General features: G+C 57.5%; 15 protein-coding genes. 5 read left to right on the top strand and 10 right to left on the bottom strand.

Features of this window, described 5'->3' with window-relative positions; all coding sequences use genetic code 11:
* Positions 1 to 11 precede the first annotated feature (11 nt).
* From gntX to gntT, 3 genes are all read left to right on the top strand, one after another.
* Positions 12 to 686, top strand: a complete 675-nt coding sequence (gntX, locus tag AC3EMD_RS01740) for a DNA utilization protein GntX (RefSeq protein WP_023340779.1) — start codon at positions 12 to 14, stop codon at positions 684 to 686.
* A gap of 58 nt (positions 687 to 744) precedes the next feature.
* Complete coding sequence (nfuA, locus tag AC3EMD_RS01735) at positions 745 to 1,320, top strand: Fe-S biogenesis protein NfuA (protein WP_002920540.1); 576 nt, start codon at positions 745 to 747, stop codon at positions 1,318 to 1,320.
* Positions 1,321 to 1,656: 336 nt separating this feature from the next.
* Complete coding sequence (gene gntT, locus AC3EMD_RS01730; protein WP_008806999.1) at positions 1,657 to 2,973, top strand: gluconate transporter; 1,317 nt, start codon at positions 1,657 to 1,659, stop codon at positions 2,971 to 2,973.
* Positions 2,974 to 3,071: 98 nt separating this feature from the next.
* On the opposite strand, the gene malQ is transcribed toward gntT, so the two are convergent.
* Entirely contained in the window at positions 3,072 to 5,168 is a 2,097-nt protein-coding gene (gene malQ, locus AC3EMD_RS01725; RefSeq protein WP_008806998.1) for a 4-alpha-glucanotransferase, read from the bottom strand.
* A 10-nt stretch (positions 5,169 to 5,178) separates the two neighbouring features.
* Positions 5,179 to 7,569, bottom strand: coding sequence for a maltodextrin phosphorylase (gene malP / locus AC3EMD_RS01720; protein WP_016161908.1), 2,391 nt, complete (start codon positions 7,567 to 7,569; stop codon positions 5,179 to 5,181).
* 624 nt (positions 7,570 to 8,193) lie between these two features.
* Between malP and malT the strand changes: the two genes are divergently transcribed.
* Entirely contained in the window at positions 8,194 to 10,899 is a 2,706-nt protein-coding gene (malT, locus tag AC3EMD_RS01715; protein ID WP_008806996.1) for an HTH-type transcriptional regulator MalT, read from the top strand.
* 15 nt (positions 10,900 to 10,914) lie between these two features.
* Here the strand turns inward: malT and AC3EMD_RS01710 are convergent, their stop codons facing one another.
* The 3 genes from AC3EMD_RS01710 to glpE are packed head-to-tail and all read right to left on the bottom strand — an operon-like array spanning position 10,915 to position 12,933.
* On the bottom strand, positions 10,915 to 11,673 hold the full coding sequence (locus tag AC3EMD_RS01710; protein WP_008806995.1) for a DeoR/GlpR family transcriptional regulator: 759 nt from the start codon (positions 11,671 to 11,673) through the stop codon (positions 10,915 to 10,917).
* A gap of 49 nt (positions 11,674 to 11,722) precedes the next feature.
* Positions 11,723 to 12,553 carry a rhomboid family intramembrane serine protease GlpG gene (glpG, locus tag AC3EMD_RS01705; protein ID WP_008806994.1) on the bottom strand — a complete coding sequence of 277 codons (831 nt, stop codon included), beginning with the start codon at positions 12,551 to 12,553 and terminating at the stop codon, positions 11,723 to 11,725.
* A gap of 50 nt (positions 12,554 to 12,603) precedes the next feature.
* Entirely contained in the window at positions 12,604 to 12,933 is a 330-nt protein-coding gene (gene glpE, locus AC3EMD_RS01700; protein WP_004202138.1) for a thiosulfate sulfurtransferase GlpE, read from the bottom strand.
* Between the two features lie 204 nt (positions 12,934 to 13,137).
* On the opposite strand from glpE, the gene glpD reads away from it, so the two are divergent.
* On the top strand, positions 13,138 to 14,646 hold the full coding sequence (gene glpD, locus AC3EMD_RS01695) for a glycerol-3-phosphate dehydrogenase (RefSeq protein WP_008806993.1): 1,509 nt from the start codon (positions 13,138 to 13,140) through the stop codon (positions 14,644 to 14,646).
* Between the two features lie 62 nt (positions 14,647 to 14,708).
* On the opposite strand, the gene AC3EMD_RS01690 is transcribed toward glpD, so the two are convergent.
* The 5 genes from AC3EMD_RS01690 to glgC all read right to left on the bottom strand — a co-directional run bounded on the left by AC3EMD_RS01690 (position 14,709) and on the right by glgC (position 20,763).
* Complete coding sequence (locus tag AC3EMD_RS01690) at positions 14,709 to 15,008, bottom strand: helix-turn-helix domain-containing protein (protein WP_008806992.1); 300 nt, start codon at positions 15,006 to 15,008, stop codon at positions 14,709 to 14,711.
* Complete coding sequence (locus AC3EMD_RS01685) at positions 15,008 to 15,355, bottom strand: type II toxin-antitoxin system RelE/ParE family toxin (protein ID WP_302073906.1); 348 nt, start codon at positions 15,353 to 15,355, stop codon at positions 15,008 to 15,010. Before AC3EMD_RS01685 ends, AC3EMD_RS01690 begins: the two co-directional genes overlap by 1 nt.
* 214 nt (positions 15,356 to 15,569) lie before the next feature.
* Positions 15,570 to 18,017, bottom strand: a complete 2,448-nt coding sequence (gene glgP / locus AC3EMD_RS01680; protein WP_008806990.1) for a glycogen phosphorylase — start codon at positions 18,015 to 18,017, stop codon at positions 15,570 to 15,572.
* Positions 18,018 to 18,034: 17 nt separating this feature from the next.
* The gene (gene glgA, locus AC3EMD_RS01675; protein ID WP_004202133.1) at positions 18,035 to 19,468 is read right to left on the bottom strand and encodes a glycogen synthase GlgA; all 1,434 of its coding nucleotides are present in this window, start codon (positions 19,466 to 19,468) and stop codon (positions 18,035 to 18,037) included.
* On the bottom strand, positions 19,468 to 20,763 hold the full coding sequence (gene glgC, locus AC3EMD_RS01670; protein ID WP_008806989.1) for a glucose-1-phosphate adenylyltransferase: 1,296 nt from the start codon (positions 20,761 to 20,763) through the stop codon (positions 19,468 to 19,470). The genes glgA and glgC overlap by 1 nt, the downstream gene beginning before the upstream one ends.
* Positions 20,764 to 20,833: the final 70 nt, after the last annotated feature.

The following is a 20,833-nucleotide window of genomic DNA, read 5'->3' as shown; positions in this document are numbered from 1 at the left end:
GAAGGCCAAATATGCTAACAGCACACAGCTTATGCTGGCTATGCCAAATGCCGCTGGCGGTCGCCTGCTGGGGGATCTGCTCCCGCTGCAGCCGCGCCCTGCTCGCCTGCCCCCCGCTCTGCCCCCAGTGTGGCCTGCCGGCGGCGACATCCCATCATCCCTGCGGCCGCTGCCTGCAAAAGCCGCCTCCCTGGCATTGGCTGGTGGCAGTCAATGACTATCGCCCGCCGCTGAGCGGTCTGGTCCAGCAGTTGAAGTTTCACCATCGTCCGGAGCTGGGGCCCGCCCTGGCGCGTCTGCTGCAGCTGCGTCTTAAGCAGCGGCACGATTTGCCGCCGGTGGACGGTATGGTCGGCGTACCGCTGTGGCATCGCCGCCGCTGGCGCCGGGGTTATAATCAGTGTGACGAACTGTGCCGACCGTTAGCCCGCTGGCGAGGTTGCGTCTGGCATCGGGAAGGCCTGACTCGCCAGCGAGCCGGCGCCGTCCAACATTCGCTCAATGCCCGCCAGCGCAGGCAGAACCTGAAAAATGCCTTTCAGCTTGAATTTGCCGTGGAGGGACTCCATATCGCTATCGTGGATGATGTCGTCACGACCGGCAGCACCGTCGCCGAGATATCCCGCCTGCTTTTGCGAAACGGCGCCGCGACGGTTCAGGTATGGTGTTTGTGCCGTACCTTGTAGACCCCCGCTGATGGGCGTATTATAACCCAGTAAAATAGTCAACTATTAGGCCAACGCTATGATCCGTATTTCCGATGCTGCACAAGCGCACTTTGCCAAACTGCTGGCAAATCAGGAAGAAGGGACGCAAATTCGCGTATTTGTGATTAATCCCGGCACCCCAAACGCTGAGTGCGGCGTATCTTACTGCCCACCGGATGCGGTGGAAGACACCGACACGGCGCTGAAATTTGAACAGCTGACCGCCTATGTCGATGAGCTCAGCGCGCCCTATCTGGAAGACGCTGAAATTGATTTCGTCACCGACCAGCTTGGCTCGCAGCTGACGCTGAAAGCGCCGAACGCCAAGATGCGCAAAGTCTCTGACGATGCCCCGCTGATGGAGCGCGTCGAGTACCTGCTGCAGTCGCAGATTAACCCGCAGCTGGCGGGCCACGGCGGCCGCGTGTCGCTGATGGAGATCACCGACGACGGTCTGGCTATTCTGCAGTTCGGCGGCGGATGCAACGGCTGTTCGATGGTTGACGTGACCCTGAAAGAAGGCATTGAAAAGCAGCTGCTGAACGAGTTTCCGGAGCTGAAAGGGGTTCGCGATCTGACCGAGCATCAGCGCGGCGAGCACTCCTACTACTAAGCCCTTCCTCCGGCGGCACCCTGCCGCCGGTCCTCCCTGGCCCTTTCTGTGTTACCGCGCAACATCTCCCGCTAAATGACCGGCAAAAACCGGGGAAAGAGTATGACTTAAGTCTCATATTTAACATTTTCCCCCGTCAGGTGATTCTCAACCCTCACATGTTACCCGTATCATCCACTTCAGGCACCACCGGCAAAAAAATAGCCAGCTATCCTTTCTCTGGGTAAGGATAATGCAAGTATTTACGGTGCCAGACTATTTTGCTCCCACATGGGGCAGATGTCTTACAGGTTGAATCTTTGACGTTACCCATAACAAATTAAGGCCAGGTAAATCATGCCATTAATCATCGTTGCTATCGGGGTTGCCCTGTTATTGCTGTTAATGATCCGTTTCAAAATGAACGGCTTCATTGCGCTGGTTCTGGTGGCGCTCGCCGTCGGATTAATGCAGGGTATGCCGCTGGATAAAGTGATCGTCTCTATCAAGAACGGCGTTGGCGGCACCCTTGGCAGCCTCGCGCTGATCATGGGCTTCGGCGCTATGCTCGGTAAACTGCTGGCAGACTGCGGCGGCGCCCAGCGTATCGCCACTACCCTTATCAATAAGTTCGGTAAGAAGCATATTCAGTGGGCGGTTGTGCTGACCGGCTTCACCGTCGGCTTCGCGCTGTTCTATGAAGTGGGCTTCGTGCTGATGCTGCCGCTGGTGTTTACCATCGCCGCCTCGGCCCGCATCCCGCTGCTGTACGTCGGTGTACCGATGGCCGCCGCGCTCTCTGTCACCCACGGCTTCCTGCCGCCGCATCCGGGTCCGACAGCGATTGCCACCATCTTCCATGCCGATATGGGCAAAACGCTGCTCTACGGCACCATTCTGGCTATCCCGACGGTTATCCTGGCAGGGCCGGTGTTTGCGCGCTTCCTGAAAGGCATTGATAAGCCGATCCCGGAAGGCCTGCATAACCCGAAAGTGTTCACAGAAGAAGAGATGCCTGGCTTTGGCGTCAGCGTCTGGACCTCGCTGGTACCGGTGATCCTGATGGCGATGCGCGCCGTGGCCGAGATGATCCTGCCGAAGGGCCACGCCTTCCTGCCGATTGCTGAGTTCTTCGGCGACCCGGTGATGGCCACCCTGATTGCGGTACTGATCGCCCTGTTCACCTTCGGTTTGAACCGCGGCCGCTCTATGGAGCAGATCAACGATACCCTGACTTCCTCTATTAAAATCATCGCCATGATGCTGTTGATCATCGGCGGTGGCGGCGCCTTCAAGCAGGTGCTGGTGGATAGCGGCATGGATAAATACATCGCCTCTATCATGCACGAATCGAACATGTCTCCGCTGTTTATGGCGTGGTCAATCGCCGCAGTGCTGCGTATCGCGCTGGGTTCGGCGACCGTTGCCGCCATCACCGCAGGCGGGATTGCCGCGCCGCTGATCGCCACCACCGGCGTCAGCCCGGAACTGATGGTTATCGCCGTTGGCTCCGGCAGCGTTATCTTCTCTCACGTCAACGATCCGGGTTTCTGGCTGTTCAAAGAGTACTTTAACCTGACCATCGGCGAGACCATCAGGTCCTGGTCGGTGCTGGAAACCATTATCTCAGTATGCGGCCTGGTAGGCTGTCTGCTGCTGGGGATGGTGGTGTAAGGAGACTCCCGCACAGAAAAAGGCCGGTCCGCATTATGCGGACCGGCCTTTTTTATCGGACATGCTCATCGCCGCGCAGCAAACGACGCGGCGGGAAGTCATCTGGCGGCGGCTTTCTTGCTCGCCGCCTTACGCCGTTTATCCAGATCCTTGATCAGCTTATTGACCTGTTCATCGGCAAACATCTGCTCCAGGGTGACGGACAGCTTCCGGCGCCAGTTCGGGTACTCAGTGCTGGTACCCGGAATGTTAACCGGCGACGCCATCTCCAGCCAGTCTTCCGGCTGCAGGCCCAGTAGCGCACTGTTACTGTCGGCAATGTAACGCTGCATCCCCCGGTTGAGGATCCCGGTCATGCTCATCAGCGAGGCCTTATGCCCGGCACGTTTGGGCAGACAGCCGTACTTATGCAACGCATCCAGCAGCCCTTGCTTCGCCAGCTCGCGGTCCTGGTACAGCCCGCGCAGCACCACCTCATCAGGATAGAGCCCCAGCGCTTTACCTAGCGTCAGATCGCCGCTTTCCCAGTAGCCGCGGAGGGTGGGCAGGTCGTGCGTCGTCGCCACAGCCATTGATTGCTCCGGGTACAGCGCCGGCGCGCGGAACGTTTTCTCTGCATCACTCTCAAAATAGAGCACCTTATAAGAATAGACGCCGCTGTTGCGTAACTTGCTGACAATCTCCACCGGTACCGTGCCCAGGTCTTCGCCGATCACCATGCAGCGATGACGCTGGCTTTCCAGCGCCAGAAGCGACAGCAGATCGTCGACGGGATACTGAACGTAAGCGCCATGGTCGGCGGTTTCACCATAGGGGATCCACCACAAACGCAGCACCGACATCACGTGATCGATGCGCAGCGCGCCGCAGTTCTGCATATTGGCGCGCAGCAGATCAATAAACGGCTCATAGGCGCGAGCGGCAATAATATGCGGATCCATCGGCGGCAGGCCCCAGTTCTGGCCCAGCGGGCCCAGAATATCCGGCGGCGCGCCCACGGACGCTTTCAGGCAGTACAGCTCACGGTCGCACCAGGTCTCCGACCCGCCTTCGGCGACGCCCACCGCCAGATCGCGGTAGAGGCCAATCGGCATCCCGTCGCGCTGGCTGGTTTCCCAGCAGGCGGCGAACTGGCTCCAGGCCAGCCACTGCAGCCAGAGATAGAAACTGACGTCGTCCTCATGCTCAATGCAGAAGGCTTTCACCTCCGGGCTGTCGATATCCTGAAAGGCCTTCGGCCAGGCCGGCCAGCCCCAGCGCAGCGGGTCCTGTTGTACCTGCCAGGCGTGAAGCGCATCGAAAGCGGCCTGCCAGTAGAGGCTTTCCCCTTCGCGCAGAACAAACTCGCGGAACGCTGTCATCTGCTCATCTTCACGACGAGAGAATCGTTTCCACGCCATACGCAGCGCGGTCATTTTCAGCGTGGTGACCGCGGTATAGTCGACATCATCCGTTTGCCGCGCCGCCTGCAAGGCCTGCTGGGTCGCTGCGGACTGCCACCACGCCTGCGCCTCTTCGCTACGCTGGAAATCTTCAACCGCATTAACGTCGATGTAGATGACGTTCAGCCAGCGACGTGAAGACGGGCTATACGGACTGGCGCTCTCCGGGTTCGCCGGATAGAGAGCATGTATCGGGTTAAGGCCAATAAACGACCCGCCGCGGCGGGCGATTTCCGGCAACATGGCCCGCAGATCGCCAAAATCGCCGATCCCCCAGTTTTTCTCCGAGCGCAGGGTATAAAGCTGCACGCAGGTGCCCCACAGCTTTTTCCCCTCTTTCAGCGGCTGCGGTTCGTAGCAGCGCGCCGGCGCGACAATGGTCCGGCAGTGCCAACGCTCTCCCTCCTGGGTGAGCGTCAGGGAGTGGTACCCCTCCGGCAGTTTAGCCGGCAGCGGCAGCGTCTCGCCGCCGCGGGTTTTCCCTTGATACTGCTTACCGTCCTCAGTGGTCAGGATCCACTGATACTCACCGCGTCCTGCCACCGGCAGCGACATTTTTTTGCCGTGGGTGAAAATTTTCACGTTCGGCAGCGGGTTAACCGCCACTTTCGTGGCGGCGGTAGAGCGATGCATCGCATCCAGCAGGCGCTGTTTGGTGACAGCCGCGATAGACTGCGGCTTACCGTGCGCATTGATATAGCTGGGGCTGATGCCCGCCGCCAGCGCGGCATTATCGAGGCGTTTACTCTCCATAGGCCTTCCTTTAGCGTTTCGCCTGCCAGATACGTTGCTGATAATCGCGGATCGAGCGGTCGGAGCTGAACATGCCGCAGCGCGCGGTGTTGAGGATAGCCGCGCGGGTCCAGGCCTCCTCGTCGCGATACAGCTCATCTACCCGTTTTTGCGCCGCTACGTAGGCTTCGAAATCGGCCAGCACCAGGTACGGATCGCCGCCCTGCAGCAGGCTGTGCAGCATCTGATCGAAGGCATGCTTGTCGCCGTTGCTGTAGGTGCCGTTCTCCAGCTCCTTAAGCACCGCATCGAGCAGCTTGTCTTTTTTACGCCATTTCAGCGGATCGTAGCCTTTCGCTTTCAGGGCTTTCACCTCTTCAACCGTGTGGCCGAAGATAAAGATGTTTTCCTCGCCCACCTGCTCAGCGATTTCCACGTTAGCGCCATCCAGCGTCCCGACGGTCAGCGCGCCGTTCAGCGCCAGCTTCATGTTGCCGGTGCCAGAGGCTTCTTTACCCGCGGTGGAGATCTGCTCGGAGATATCCGCCGCCGGGATCAGTTTTTCCGCTGCCGATACACAATAGTCCGGCAGGAAGACCACCTTCAGCTTATCGCCGACTTTCGGGTCATTGTTGATCGCTTCCGCTACCTTATTGATGGCAAAAATAATGTTTTTCGCCAGATAGTAGCCCGGCGCCGCTTTCGCGCCGAACAGGAAGACGCGCGGCACGCGGTCCGCCTGCGGGTTTTCGCGGATCTCTTTGTACAGCGCAAGAATATGCAGCAGGTTAAGGTGCTGACGCTTGTACTCGTGCAGGCGTTTGATCTGAATATCGAAAATCGCCTGCGGGTTGATCTCAATCCCGGTACGCTGCTTCACAAACTCGGCCAGATGAACTTTGTTGGCCTGCTTGATATCGCGATAGGTCTGACGGAATGCCGCATCGTCAGCGTATTTTTCCAGATTGATCAGCTGGTCGAGGTCATTGGCCCACTCTTTTTTCAGCGTCTCATCCAGCAGCGAGGCCAGCGCCGGGTTGCACTGCTTGATCCAGCGGCGCGGCGTGATGCCGTTGGTCACGTTATGGAATTTGTTCGGCCACAGCTGGTTATATTCCGGGAACAAATCTTTTACCACCAGGTCCGAGTGCAACGCCGCCACGCCGTTGACGGCAAAGCCGCCCACCACGCACATGTTGGCCATCCGCACCTGCTTGTCATGCACCACCGCCAGCTTCGCCCAGACCTGCTTATCGCCCGGCCAGGTTTTGTCCACCAGCTGTTTAAAGCGGTCGTTGATCTCTTTAATGATCTGCATATGGCGCGGCAGCAGCGCTTTCACCAGCTTCTCATCCCAGCACTCCAGCGCTTCCGGCATCAGGGTGTGGTTGGTGTAAGCAAAGGTTTTGCTGGTGATCGCCCAGGCGTCGTCCCAGCTCAGCTGGTGCTCGTCGATCAGCACGCGCAGCAGCTCCGGAATGGCGATGGTCGGGTGCGTATCGTTCAGCTGGATCACTTCGTAATCCGCCAGCTCGGCCAGCTTGCGGCCTGCCAGATGATGACGGCGCAGGATATCGGCCACTGAGCAGGCGCACTGGAAGTACTGCTGCATCAGGCGCAGTTTTTTACCGGCCTGATGGTTGTCGTTCGGGTACAGCACCTTGGTCAGTTTTTCCGCGTCGATGCCCTGCTGCTCGGCGCGCAGGAAATCGCCATCGTTGAATTTGGTCAGGTTGAACGGATGAGCGTGTTTGGCCTGCCACAGACGCAGCGGCTGGGCGACGTTGTTGCGATAGCCAAGCACCGGCAGGTCCCAGGCTTCGCCGGTAATGACGAACGCCGGCTGCCATTCGCCGTTTTTGCTGACTTTCCCGCCGATGCCGACCTGGACATCCAGCGCTTCGTTATGACGGAACCACGGGTAGCTGTTACGCCCCCAGTCGTCCGGGGCTTCCATCTGCTGGCCATCGTCAAATGACTGGCGGAACAGACCATACTGGTAATTGAGACCGTAACCGGTCGCCGACTGCCCCACCGTCGCCATGGAGTCGAGGAAGCAGGCTGCCAGACGTCCCAGGCCGCCGTTACCCAGCGCCGGGTCTGTCTCTTCTTCCAGCAGATCGGTGAGGTTGACGTCGTAGCCTTTCAGCGCGTCGCTAACGCCCTCGTACCAGCCCAGGTTGAGCAGGTTGTTGCCGGTCAGGCGACCAATCAGAAACTCCATCGAGATGTAGTTAACGTGACGCTGTCCTTGCGCCGGTTTCGCTACCGGCTGCGCCGCCAGAAGTTCCGCCAGCGCTCCGCTGACCGCGCGCCACCATTGACGCTGTGTCATCTCGGAAGCGGACTGTAAACCAAAATGCTGCCACTGACGCGTCAGTGCAGCCTGAAACTGAGCTTTGTTAAATGAAGTCTGTGACATAATGAGATCCGGGTCCTTTACTAAAACGATGGCGCTAGTGTGCCGACCTCCCGATTCATCGTCCTCATCCCGACGGGGATTAGACAGGGAGGAGTGGCGGGGATGAGCGAAAAGTGTGATCCTGGACACTATAGTGTGGGTGAGAAGGCAAAAATATGCTGTAAAAATCACCGCGATATGACAATCGAGAGGTTACGTCCGCAGGGAAAAAATTTGTTACAGGCCAATACGCGCTAAAAATCTTTCCGCCTCTCGCCAGGTTATTAAAAAAATAAATAGAGAGCTCTGGAGAAATAAGCACATTTCATCACATTGATCCGCAAAAAAGATTACTTCTAAGAAATCTCTGACAATAATTTAATAAAAACAAACAACTACTCTTCACATAAAATAAATCTCTCCCCGCTCCGCCAGCCGCCGCCTGAAAACCGCTGGCGGCGAGTTCTGCCTGCGATTTTTCCCCATTCTCAACCAATGTCAAAATTTGTGACATAGAGCAAATTCAAGAGCATAAAGTTCGGACATAACTTGCAATAAATTTCATAATCACCGACCTTATTAGATATTAATTACGAAGCGCAAAAAAAATCGCAACCTCTCTCTTGCACAGCGAAATGTAGAACTATGTTGATTCCGTCAAAATTAAGTCGTCCGGTCCGCCTTGAACACACTGTGGTTCGTGAGCGTTTACTGGCGAAACTTTCCGGCGCGAACAATTATCGTCTCGTGCTGATCACCAGCCCTGCCGGGTACGGTAAAACAACGCTCATTTCTCAGTGGGCCGCGGGTAAAAACGATCTCGGGTGGTTTTCGCTGGACGAAGGCGACAATCAGCAGGAGCGTTTTGCCAGCTATCTGATCGCGGCGATCCAGCAGGCTACCGGCAACCACTGCGCGGCCAGTGAAGCGATGGTGCAAAAGCGCCAGTACGCCAGCCTCTCCTCTCTTTTTGCGCAGCTGTTTATTGAACTCGCCGACTGGCAGCGCCCGCTGTACCTCGTCATTGATGATTATCACCTGATCAATAATCCGGTGATCCATGACGCGATGCGCTTTTTCCTGCGCCATCAGCCGGAGAATATGACCCTGGTGGTGCTGTCGCGTAACCTGCCGCAGCTGGGCATTGCCAACCTGCGCGTCCGCGATCAGCTTCTGGAGATTGGCAGCCAGCAGCTGGCCTTTACCCACCAGGAAGCGAAACAATTTTTCGACTGCCGTCTGACGTCGCCAATCGAAGCCGACGACAGCAGCCGGCTGTGCGACGATGTCGCCGGGTGGGCCACCGCGCTGCAGCTCATCGCCCTCTCCGCCCGCCAGAATAACTCTTCCGCCCAACACTCCGCCCGCCGCCTCGCCGGGATTAACGCCAGCCATCTGTCGGATTATCTGGTGGATGAAGTACTGGATAACGTCGACGCCCGCACGCGTAACTTTTTGCTGAAGAGTTCTCTGCTGCGCTCGATGAACGACGCGTTAATCGTGCGCGTCACCGGCGAAGAGAATGGCCAGATGCAGCTGGAGGAGATCGAACGCCAGGGGCTATTCCTGCAGCGGATGGATGATTCCGGTGAATGGTTCCGCTATCACCCGCTGTTTGGCAGCTTCCTGCGCCAGCGTTGTCAGTGGGAGCTGGCGGTTGAACTGCCGGAGATCCACCGCGCTGCGGCGGAAAGCTGGATGGCGCAAGGGTTCCCCAGCGAGGCCATTCATCATGCGCTGGCCGCTGGCGATGCCAAAATGCTGCGCGATATCTTACTCAACCACGCCTGGGGCATGTTTAACCATAGCGAACTAGGGCTGCTGGAGCAGTCGCTGTCGGCGCTGCCCTGGTCAAATCTGCTGGAAAATCCGCGCCTGATCCTGCTGCAGGCCTGGCTGATGCAGAGCCAGCATCGTTACAGCGAAGTCAACACCCTGCTGGCGCGCGCCGAGCAGGAGATGAGTGTGGAAATGGACACCGCGATGCATGGCGATTTCAACGCGCTGCGCGCACAGGTAGCGATTAACGACGGCGACCAGGACGAAGCGGAACGTCTGTCGATGGTGGCCCTGGAAGAGCTGCCGCTGGCCAACTATTACAGCCGCATCGTCGCCACCTCGGTGCATGGCGAAGTCCTCCATTGCAAGGGGAAACTGACCAAATCCCTCGCCGTGATGCAGCAGACCGAACAGATGGCCCGCCGTCACGACGTGTGGCATTACGCGCTGTGGAGCATTATTCAGCAAAGTGAAATTCTCTTTGCCCAGGGCTTCCTGCAGGCTGCCTGGGAGAGCCAGGAGAAAGCCTTCCAGCTGGTGCGTGAACAGCACCTTGAGCAGTTGCCGATGCATGAGTTCCTGCTGCGCATCCGTTCTCAGCTGCTGTGGGCATGGGCGCGCCTCGACGAAGCTGAAGCCTGCGCCCGCCAGGGAATGGACGTTCTCTCAACTTATCAGCCGCAGCAGCAGCTGCAGTGTCTGGCGCTGATGGTCCAGTGCTCGCTGGCGCGCGGCGATCTCGATAATGCCCGCAGCCACCTGAACCGGCTGGAAAACCTGCTCGGTAACGGTCATTATCACAGCGACTGGGTCTCCAACGCCGATAAGGTGCGGGTGATCTACTGGCAGATGACCGGCGATAAAACCGCGGCGGCCAACTGGCTGCGCCAGACGCCGAAGCCGGAATTCGCCAACAACCACTTCCTGCAGAGCCAGTGGCGCAACATTGCCCGGGCGCAGATCCTGCTGGGCGATTTCGAACCGGCGGAAATGGTGCTGGAAGAGCTGAACGAAAATGCGCGTTCGCTGCGTTTGATGAGCGATCTCAACCGCAACCTGCTGCTGCTCAACCAACTGTACTGGCAGGCAGGACGCAAGAGCGAAGCGCAGAAAGCCTTGCTCGAAGCCCTGACGCTCGCCAACCGCACCGGCTTTATCAACCACTTTGTGATTGAAGGCGAGGCGATGGCTCAGCAGCTGCGCCAGCTGATCCAGCTAAACACTCTGCCGGAGCTGGAGCAACACCGTGCCCAGCGTATTCTGCGCGACATCAACCAGCATCATCGCCACAAATTCGCCCACTTTGACGAAGGGTTCGTCGAGCGGCTGCTGAATCACCCGGAGGTGCCGGAGCTTATCCGCACCAGCCCGCTGACCCAGCGCGAATGGCAGGTGCTTGGCTTAATCTATTCCGGTTACAGCAACGAGCAGATTGCCGGCGAGCTTGACGTGGCGGCCACCACCATCAAGACCCACATTCGCAACCTGTATCAGAAACTGGGCGTCGCCCACCGGCAGGACGCGGTGCAGCATGCTCAGCAGTTACTCAAAATGATGGGATACGGCGTCTGACGACGCCGTTGCCGTTTAGCACAGCTCCAGCTGGAGGTTGTTATCGGTGATGACCTTCAGCACGCCCGCCGGCGGCAGCACGTCGGTATAGACCGCATCGACCATACTGATACTACCCATATTGACCATCGCATTGCGGCCAAACTTGGTATGATCCACCACCAGCATCACGTGGCGTGAATTCTCAATGATCGCGCGCTTGGTGCGCACTTCATGATAATCAAACTCCAGCAGCGAGCCATCGCTGTCGACGCCGCTGATGCCAAGAATGCCGAAGTCGAGACGGAACTGCGAGATAAAATCCAGGGTCGCTTCCCCAATGATCCCGCCGTCGCGACTACGCAGTTCACCACCGGCGAGAATAATGCGGAAGTCCTCTTTAACCATCAGCGTGTTGGCCACGTTCAGGTTATTGGTGACAATGCGCAAATCGTGGTGATCGAGCAGGGCGTGCGCCACCGCTTCCGGCGTGGTGCCGATATCAATAAACAGCGTCGCCCCGTCGGGGATCTCGCTGGCTACCCGCCGGGCGATACGCTCTTTTTCCGCCGTCTGGGTCGCTTTGCGATCGTGCCAGGAGGTGTTCACCGAGCTGGAGGGCAGCGCCGCGCCGCCGTGATGGCGGAGGATCATTTTCTGTTCGGCTAAATCATTCAGGTCGCGGCGGATGGTCTGCGGGCTGACCGCGAACTGCTCAACCAGCTCTTCCGTGCTGACGTAACCCTGTTTTTTTACCAGCTCGATAATCGCGTCATGACGTTGTGTTTGTTTCATGAAATATCCCTGGAAAAATATCGCCTACCCGACCCCTGTCGGTAAGTCTTTATGCGCGTTTTCGCCCATGTAAGGTATCAACAAACGCCATCGCCAGGCCGGTCGCCAGACCAGCCACATGCGCGCCGTTAGCGATCGCCATGCCGAAAACGTCAAACCAGCCAGCAATTAACCACACTAAAGAAAAGAGTATCAACCCGCGCTGCAGATAAATACCGCTCTGCGGATCGCGCTCGCCCCGCAGCCAGACGTAGCCCATCAGCGCATAGACCACGCCCGATAAGCCGCCAAACCACGGGCCGCTAAACTGATGCTGCACGAAGCCGCTCAACAGGGCGCTGATAACGGTGATCACCACCAGTTTGCCGCTGCCGATGCGTTTTTCCACCGCGCCGCCGAGATACCACCACCATAGCAGGTTGAAGAGAATATGCATCAGCGAGAAATGCATGAAAGCATGGCTGAAATAGCGCCAGGCTTCGAACTGCAGCGAAGGATCGTAGGGCCAGGCCAGCCAAATCATCACCGGCTGATCGCCCAACAGATTTTGCAGGATAAACACCGCGATGCAGATGAGCAGAATCGCCCAGGTGAACGGGCCGGCGTTATGCCGCAGCGTGGCAAAGAAAGGAAAGCGCTGATAGCGCAACCCGCTATTGGTCTGTCCGGACTGCCAGCTCGCCGCCAGATAACGCGGGTCCGCCGGGTTCTCAAGGAAGCGGGCCAGCTCAGCCCTGACACGCCCGGCCTGACTCTCATCAGCCAGCCAGACGTCGCTCTGGGCGTGCTGCTGAATGGTCAGGATAATCCCCTGCGTCGCCATATAATCGACAAACGCCTGGGCCACCCGTGGATTGGCAAAAGAGGTAATCATTAACATGCAGCGAATCGCTTATTCCACACAAAGGGGGATAGTATACCTGCCAGCCGTTAAAACGTCCCGTGCGCCACTTCCGCCGGGAAATGGCGATGCCAGGCGTCGAACCCGCCATCAACGCTGTAGACCTTATCAAACCCCTGCTGTAGCAGATACTGCGCGGCGCCCTTGCTGCTGTTGCCGTGATAGCACATCACCATCACCGCCGTGTCAAAGTCGTGGTCACGCATAAACGCGCCCAGCGTATCGTTGGTCAGATGAAACGCGCCCGGCGTATGGCCCATCGCATAGCTTTGCGGATCGCGGATATCCACCAGCACCGCCGTCTGCTGATGCAGCTTCTGGTGCGCTTCTTCAACGTTGATACATTCAAACTGTTCCATGATTCTCTTCTCTTTCTCGTCATGACGGGCGATGGCCGGCCCAATTTTACCCTGTAGTGTACCGTCAGGCGGTAAAGAAACGCCAATATGTTACACCCATCACTCCAAAATGTTTTTTTGATGTTACCAAAAGCGCGTTTGTTTGCTATAGTGAGCGATATCGAGCATTTGTGAGCTTAAACGAAAGTGTGAGAGGGTAAGAACGTGGAAACCAAAGATCTGATTGTGATAGGCGGAGGCATCAACGGTGCCGGTATCGCGGCAGATGCCGCCGGGCGGGGTTTATCCGTACTGATGCTGGAAGCGCGCGATCTCGCCTGCGCTACCTCCAGCGCCAGTTCCAAACTTATCCACGGCGGGCTACGCTACCTCGAACACTATGAGTTCCGCCTGGTCAGCGAAGCGCTGGCCGAGCGTGAAGTGCTGTTAAAAATGGCTCCGCATATCGCCTTCCCGATGCGCTTTCGTCTCCCGCATCGTCCGCATCTGCGTCCGGCATGGATGATCCGTATCGGCTTGTTTATGTACGATCATCTGGGCAAACGCACCAGCCTGCCGGGCTCCACCGGCTTGCGTTTTGGCGCAGAATCGGTACTTAAGCCGGAAATTGTGCGCGGTTTCGAATATTCCGACTGCTGGGTCGACGATGCCCGCCTGGTGCTGGCCAACGCGCAGATGGTTGTCCGCAAAGGCGGCGAAGTGCGGACCCGCACTCGCGCCATCTCGGCAAAACGAGAGAATGGCCTGTGGGTGGTGGAAGCGGAAGATATCGATAGCGGCGAGAAGTTTACCTGGAAGGCGCGCGGTCTGGTCAATGCCACCGGTCCATGGGTCAAACAGTTCTTCGACGAAGGGATGCATCTGCGCTCGCCTTACGGTATCCGCCTGATCAAGGGCAGCCACATCGTGGTGCCGCGAGTGCATACTCAGAAGCAGGCCTATATTCTGCAAAACGAAGATAAACGTATTGTGTTTGTTATCCCGTGGATGGATGAGTTCTCCATCATCGGCACGACGGACGTCGAGTATAAGGGCGATCCGAAAGCGGTAGCCATTGATGATAAAGAGATTAATTACCTGCTGAACGTCTATAACGCGCACTTTAAAAAGACTCTCAGCCGGGACGATATCGTCTGGACCTACTCCGGCGTCCGTCCGCTGTGTGATGACGAGTCGGATTCGCCGCAGGCGATCACCCGCGACTACACGCTGGATATTCACGATGAGAACGGCCAGGCGCCGCTGCTCTCCGTCTTCGGCGGGAAGCTGACCACCTATCGCAAACTGGCCGAGCATGCGCTGGAAAAACTGACTCCCTATTACAAAGGGATCGGCCCGGCATGGACCAAAACCGCGGTGCTCCCCGGCGGCGATATCGGCGGCGACCGCGACGACTATGCAGCAAAACTGCGCCGTCGCTTCCCGTTCATCAGCGAATCACTGGCCCGCCATTATGCCCGCACCTACGGGAGCAACAGCGAGTGGATCCTGAAGGAAGCCAGCGCCCTGAGCGATCTGGGGGAAGATTTCGGCCATGAGTTTTATGAAGCCGAGCTGAAATATCTGGTTGAGCACGAATGGGTGCGCAGCCTGGATGACGCCATCTGGCGTCGTACCAAACAGGGCATGTGGCTGAATGCCGAGCAGCAAGCGCGCATCAGCGAATGGCTGGCGCAGCATGCGGGAAAGTCTGAACTGTCGTTAGCGTCCTGACATCGCGCGGCGCCAGGAGAGAAATACCCGGGCTATGGCTTGCGCTTGGCCCGGATACCTGTTCACAAATTAAACGAGACTTTTTTTCCAGTCGGCAATGTGACATTTATACTGAGTTCTCCCCCCAGTGCCGCAATGTAGCGTTTTAGGGTCGAAAGCCGCGGATCGTTATCAGCCTGTTCCATTTTAGCGATCGTTGGCTGCTTTACCCCCATAGCCGCAGCCATCTCTGTTTGCGACATTTGCAACTCTTCTCGAAGCAAGTTTAAAGCGACAGACTGGCGTATCTCTGCCGCTTTCGCTGCAATACGCTGCTGGCTTTCAGGACTCTGTTTCGCCATGAGTTCTTTTAGCGTGGCCATTATCGCTCCTTAGTCAGGTGTTGGCTGAATTCTCTGTCAGCCAGAGTAATCATCTCTTTGTAAAAACGTTTCTCATTCATGCCATCCTTATTGCCCGCACATAAAACGATAGCTTTCCGCAGAGGATCAAAAGCAAAAAAGGCGCGGATGGGGAGCCCATGATGCTGAACCCGGAGTTCTTTCATATTCTGAAACGTTGAATCTTTCACCGTATCAACATACGGGCGCCCAAGCTGCGGACCAAAATCAGATAAGATGAGCATCGTGGCCAACATATCCTCTTTTAAAGCTCTACTTTGTAATTCGAACCAGGCATCAAACGTATCCGTCGTTTCTACATCCCACATAGGCGATCCCTCATAGCCTAAAGGCTATCATCCATATTATAGCCATTAGGCTATGAACGTAAACTTATTGAGCATTTATCGTACTGCTGGCGAATTCACGTCAATAGTATATTCCCGCAATAGCCTGAATCCTCCCCGGCACTTTTCCGAATAAAACGTTCTCCGCACAGACAGAAACGGGGCCAAATGGCCCCGTTGAGTTGCATTGACTGGCTTACAGCCTTACCGGGTCGATATGCCAGATATATTTCGCGTACTCCTGGATCGTCCGGTCAGAGGAGAAGTAGCCCATGTTGGCAATATTCAGCATCGCCTTATAGGCCCACTCTTCCGGATGTTGATACAGCTCGTCGACGCGATCCTGACAGTCCACATAGCTGCGATAGTCCGCCAGCACCTGGTAGTGGTCGCCAAAGTTAATCAGCGAATCCAGCAGGTCGCGGTAGCGCCCCGGTTCCGCCGGGCTGAACACGCCGGTACCGATCTGCGTCAGCGCCTGGTGAAGCTCTTCATCCTGCTCGTAGTATTCGCGTGGTTTATAGCCGCTGCGACGTAGCTCCTCCACCTCTTCCGCGGTGTTGCCGAAGATAAAGATATTCTCTTCGCCCACGTGCTCCTGCATCTCCACGTTCGCCCCGTCGAGGGTGCCGATAGTCAGCGCTCCGTTAAGGGCAAACTTCATATTGCTGGTGCCGGAAGCTTCAGTGCCTGCGAGGGAGATCTGTTCCGACAGGTCTGCCGCCGGAATAATCAGCTGCGCCAGGCTGACGCTGTAGTTGGGGATAAAGACCACCTTCAGCTTGTCGCCAATCTGCGGATCGTTATTGATCACCGCGGCCACATCGTTGATCAGGTGAATAATATGCTTGGCCATGTAGTAAGCCGAGGCCGCCTTACCGGCGAAAATGTTCACTCGCGGCACCCACTCCGCCTGCGGATCGGCTTTGATCCGGTTATAGCGGGTAATGACGTGCAGCACATTCATCAGCTGGCGTTTGTACTCGTGGATGCGTTTGATCTGCACATCAAACAGCGCCTTCGGATTCACCACCACATTAAGCTGCTGCGCAATATAGCTGGCCAGCCGCTGTTTGTTTTCCAGTTTAGCCTGACGCACCGCCTGATTGACCGTCGGATAGTCGATATGCTGCTTCAGCTCGTCAAGCTGGCTCAGATCGGTCCGCCAGGTGCGGCCGATATGCTCATCCAACACTTTCGACAACGGCGGGTTGGCCAGCGCCAGCCAGCGGCGCGGCGTGACGCCGTTGGTGACGTTGGTAAAGCGCATCGGGAAGATTTTAGCGAATTCGGCAAACAGCGACTCCACCATCAGCCGCGAATGCAGCTCCGACACGCCGTTGACCTTGTGGCTGACCACCACCGCCAGCCAGGCCATCCGCACGCGACGGCCGTTGGACTCGTCGATAATCGAGGTTCGGCTGAGCAGCGCGGTATCATTGGGATACTGCTCCTGCAGGGTCTTGAGGAAGTAATCGTTAATCTCGAAGATAATCTGCAGATGGCGCGGCAGAATTTTGCCCAGCATATCCACCGGCCAGGTCTCAAGCGCCTCGCTCATCAGCGTATGGTTGGTATAGGAGAAGACCTGACAGGTCACCTCGAACGCCTCGTCCCAGCTGAATTTATGTTCGTCGATAAGCAGGCGCATCAGCTCCGGTATTGACAGCACCGGGTGGGTGTCATTGAGGTGAATGGCAATCTTGTCCGCCAGGTTGTCAAAGGTCTTATGCAACATGTAATGGCGGCTCAAAATATCCTGTACCGTCGCCGACACGAGGAAATACTCCTGGCGCAGACGCAGCTCGCGTCCGGAGTAGGTCGAGTCATCCGGATAGAGCACGCGGGAGACGTTTTCGGAGTGGTTTTTATCCTCTACCGCAGCGAAGTAGTCGCCCTGGTTGAATTTACCAAGGTTAATTTCGCTACTGGCCTGCGCGCTCCACAGACGCAGCGTGTTGGTGGCATCGGTGTCAAAGCCGGGGATGATCTGGTCGTAGGCTTCCGCAATAATCTCTTCCGTCTCAATCCAGCGGGTTTTCTTTCCTTCCTGCTGAATGCGGCCGCCGAAACGCACTTTGTAGCGGGTGTTGTGGCGCTCAAACTCCCACGGGTTACCGTACTCCAGCCAGTAGTCAGGGGACTCTTTTTGTCGGCCATCGACGATATTCTGTTTAAACATCCCGTAGTCGTAGCGGATCCCGTAACCGCGTCCCGGCAGACCCAGCGCCGCCAGGGAATCCAGGAAGCAGGCCGCCAGACGTCCCAGACCGCCGTTGCCAAGACCGGGGTCATTCTCTTCATCGATCAGCTCTTCCAGATCGAGCCCCATCTCCGCCAGTGCGCTGCTCACATCGTCATAAATGCCCAGCGACAGCAGCGCGTTAGAGAGGGTACGGCCAATCAGGAACTCCATCGACAGATAGTATACCTGGCGCACTTCCTGCGAGAGCTGCGCGCGGTTGGAGCGCAGCCAGCGCTCCACCATGCGATCGCGGACGGCAAACAGCGTGGCGTTAAGCCATTCATGCTTGTTGGCGATGGCCGGATCTTTACCGATGATAAACATCAGCTTATAGGCAATAGAGTGCTTTAACGCCTCAACGCTCAGCGTCGGTGATGCATAGCTAAAGGGTACATTCATAACAATGACTCCAGTGGTTACATCAAGCGTTGATAAAGTTCGCGATAGGAGTTCGCGGCAACCTGCCAGCTAAAATCCATATTCATCGCCTGACGCTGCACATAGCGCCAGAGCGACGGGCGCGACCAGAGAACAAAGGCGCGACGGATAGCGCGCAGCAATGACAGCGCATTGCTGTCCTCAAAGACAAACCCTGTCGCCAGACCATCGGCAAGGTTCTCCAGCGAACTGTCAGAGACCGTGTCCGCCAGCCCCCCGGTGCGGCGCACCAGCGGCAGCGTGCCGTACTTCAGACCATACAGCTGAGTTAAGCCGCACGGTTCAAAGCGGCTCGGCACCAGAATGACGTCGGCGCCGCCCATAATGCGATGGGAGAAGGCCTCATGGTAGCCAATCTGCACCCCCACTTTGCCCGGATGTTCGGCGGCGGCGGCGAGGAAACCTTCCTGCAGCACCGGATCGCCGGCGCCCAGCAGCGCCAGCTGGCCGCCCTGCTCAAGCAGACCCGGCAGCGCTTCGAGCACCAGATCCAGCCCTTTCTGGCTGGTCAGGCGGCTGACCACGGCAAACAGCGGCGCTTTGTCATCGACCTTCAGGCCCATCGCAATCTGCAGCTGACGCTTGTTCTCCGCCTTCTCCTCCAGCGTGTCGCGATCGTAGCGCATCGGCAGCAGCAGATCGTTTTGCGGACTCCAGATACCGTCGTCAACGCCGTTGAGGATCCCCGACAGCCGTCCTTCATGATGGCGCTGGCGCAGCAGCCCTTCCATGCCGTAGGCGTATTGCGGTTCGGTGATCTCGCGCGCGTAGGTCGGGCTTACCGCCGTAATATGGTCGGCGTAGTAAAGACCGGCCTTCAGAAACGAGATCTGACCGTTAAACTCGAGGCCATGCATGTTGTAAAACGACCACGGCAGCTCGATATCATTCATATGCCAGGAGTAAAACATCCCCTGGTAGGCCAGGTTGTGCACGGTAAAGACCGATTTAGCCGGGCGTCCGCGCGCCGCCAGGTAGGCCGGCGTCAGGCCGGCGTGCCAGTCATGGGCATGCACCACATCCGGGCGCCAGAACGGATCCAGTCCGCTGGCCATTTCGCTTCCCACCCAGCCCAGCAGCGCAAAGCGCAGGACGTTGTCGGTATAAGCGTGCTGGTTGGTATCGTGGTATGGGCTCCCCGGCCGGTCATAGAGATGCGGGGCGTCTATCAGGTAGATCCCCACGCCGTTAAAGTGGCCGTACAGCAGCGTGATCCGCCCGGCGAAGGTATCGCGGCGGGTTACCACCTGGGCATCCACCACGCCGCGGCGGATATCGGGAAACGCCGGCAACAGCACGCGGGTGTCGATACCCTCCGCAATTTGCGCCGCCGGCAGTGCGCCGATGACGTCCGCCAGACCGCCCGTCTTTAACAGCGGGAACATCTCAGAACATACATGTAAGACCTGCATTAGCGCTCCTGTTTGTGCCCCAATTTCCGCAGCATGTCGCGGGTCACCAGCACGATACCTTCCTCTGAGCGATAGAAGCGGCGTGCATCCTCTTCCGCGTTCTCACCAATCACCATACCTTCCGGGATGACGCAGGCGCGGTCAATCACGCAGCGACGCAGGCGGCATGAGCGCCCCACCCAGACATCTGGCAACAAGACTGCCGAATCAATGTTACAGAATGAGTTCACCCGCACGCGCGGGAACAGCACCGACTGCACCACCACCGACCCGGAGATAATGCAGCCGCCGGAAACCAGCGAGTTCAGGGTCATGCCGTGGCTACCGGAGCGGTCCTGGACGAACTTCGCCGGCGGCAGCGATTCCATATGGGTGCGGATCGGCCAGTTCTGGTCGTACATATCCAGCTCCGGCGTGACTGACGCCAGATCGAGGTTGGCCTTCCAGTAGGCCTCCAGCGTTCCCACATCGCGCCAGTACGGCTCAGCGTTCGGGTCAGACTGCACGCAGGAGAGCGGGAAAGGATGTGCATAAGCCATGCCAGCTTCAGTGATCTTCGGAATGATATCTTTGCCGAAATCGTGGCTGGAGTTTTCGTTGCGATCGTCTTCTTCCAGCAGCTCATAAAGATAGGCGGCGTCAAAGATATAAATGCCCATACTGGCCAGTGATTTGGTCGGGTCGGTTGGCATCGCCGGCGGGTTAGCGGGTTTCTCGACGAACTCAATGATTTTTTCGTTTTCATCGACCGCCATGACGCCGAAGGCGGATGCCTCTTCAATGGGCACCGGCATGCAGGCCACGGTGCAACGCGCCCCTTTTTCGACATGGTCAATCAGCATGCGCGAGTAATCCTGCTTATAAATATGATCGCCCGCGAGGATCACCACGTACTCCGCTTTGTAGCGGCGGATGATGTCCAGGTTCTGCGTCACTGCGTCCGCCGTGCCGCGATACCAGTTTTCGCCGTGCACGCGCTGCTGGGCTGGCAGCAGATCGACAAACTCATTCATCTCTTCGCTGAAGAACGACCAGCCGCGCTGGATGTGCTGCACCAGCGTGTGCGACTGATACTGGGTGATGACGCCGATACGGCGGATCCCTGAGTTAATGCAGTTAGATAATGCGAAATCGATAATACGGAACTTGCCGCCGAAGTGAACGGCAGGTTTCGCACGCTTAATGGTGAGATCCTTGAGCCGGGTGCCACGCCCGCCCGCGAGGATCAACGCCACGGATTTGATGGGTAATTGACGCGCCAGCATCAGCGGATCGTTTTTTTCAAGCCTAACCATGATTAACTCCTTTTTACACCCCAGCTTTCCTTCTCATCCCGCCGCGCCGCCGCCACGAGTTCAACCGGAA

This window comes from Klebsiella sp. PK18 (assembly GCF_057784655.1).
Note: the sequence above shows the minus strand (reverse complement) of the source record. Positions and strands in the feature narration are given on the sequence as shown.

Excerpts from the sequence above, each read along its gene's own strand:
- gntX (WP_023340779.1), top strand. The coding sequence starts at position 12 with ATGCTAACAGCACACAGCTTATGCTGGCTATGCCAAATGCCGCTGGCG.
- nfuA (WP_002920540.1), top strand. The coding sequence starts at position 745 with ATGATCCGTATTTCCGATGCTGCACAAGCGCACTTTGCCAAACTGCTG.
- gntT (WP_008806999.1), top strand. The coding sequence starts at position 1,657 with ATGCCATTAATCATCGTTGCTATCGGGGTTGCCCTGTTATTGCTGTTA.
- malQ (WP_008806998.1), bottom strand. The coding sequence starts at position 5,168 with ATGGAGAGTAAACGCCTCGATAATGCCGCGCTGGCGGCGGGCATCAGC.
- malP (WP_016161908.1), bottom strand. The coding sequence starts at position 7,569 with ATGTCACAGACTTCATTTAACAAAGCTCAGTTTCAGGCTGCACTGACG.
- malT (WP_008806996.1), top strand. The coding sequence starts at position 8,194 with ATGTTGATTCCGTCAAAATTAAGTCGTCCGGTCCGCCTTGAACACACT.
- AC3EMD_RS01710 (WP_008806995.1), bottom strand. The coding sequence starts at position 11,673 with ATGAAACAAACACAACGTCATGACGCGATTATCGAGCTGGTAAAAAAA.
- glpG (WP_008806994.1), bottom strand. The coding sequence starts at position 12,553 with ATGTTAATGATTACCTCTTTTGCCAATCCACGGGTGGCCCAGGCGTTT.
- glpE (WP_004202138.1), bottom strand. The coding sequence starts at position 12,933 with ATGGAACAGTTTGAATGTATCAACGTTGAAGAAGCGCACCAGAAGCTG.
- AC3EMD_RS01690 (WP_008806992.1), bottom strand. The coding sequence starts at position 15,008 with ATGGCCACGCTAAAAGAACTCATGGCGAAACAGAGTCCTGAAAGCCAG.
- AC3EMD_RS01685 (WP_302073906.1), bottom strand. The coding sequence starts at position 15,355 with ATGTGGGATGTAGAAACGACGGATACGTTTGATGCCTGGTTCGAATTA.
- glgP (WP_008806990.1), bottom strand. The coding sequence starts at position 18,017 with ATGAATGTACCCTTTAGCTATGCATCACCGACGCTGAGCGTTGAGGCG.
- glgA (WP_004202133.1), bottom strand. The coding sequence starts at position 19,468 with ATGCAGGTCTTACATGTATGTTCTGAGATGTTCCCGCTGTTAAAGACG.
- glgC (WP_008806989.1), bottom strand. The coding sequence starts at position 20,763 with ATGGTTAGGCTTGAAAAAAACGATCCGCTGATGCTGGCGCGTCAATTA.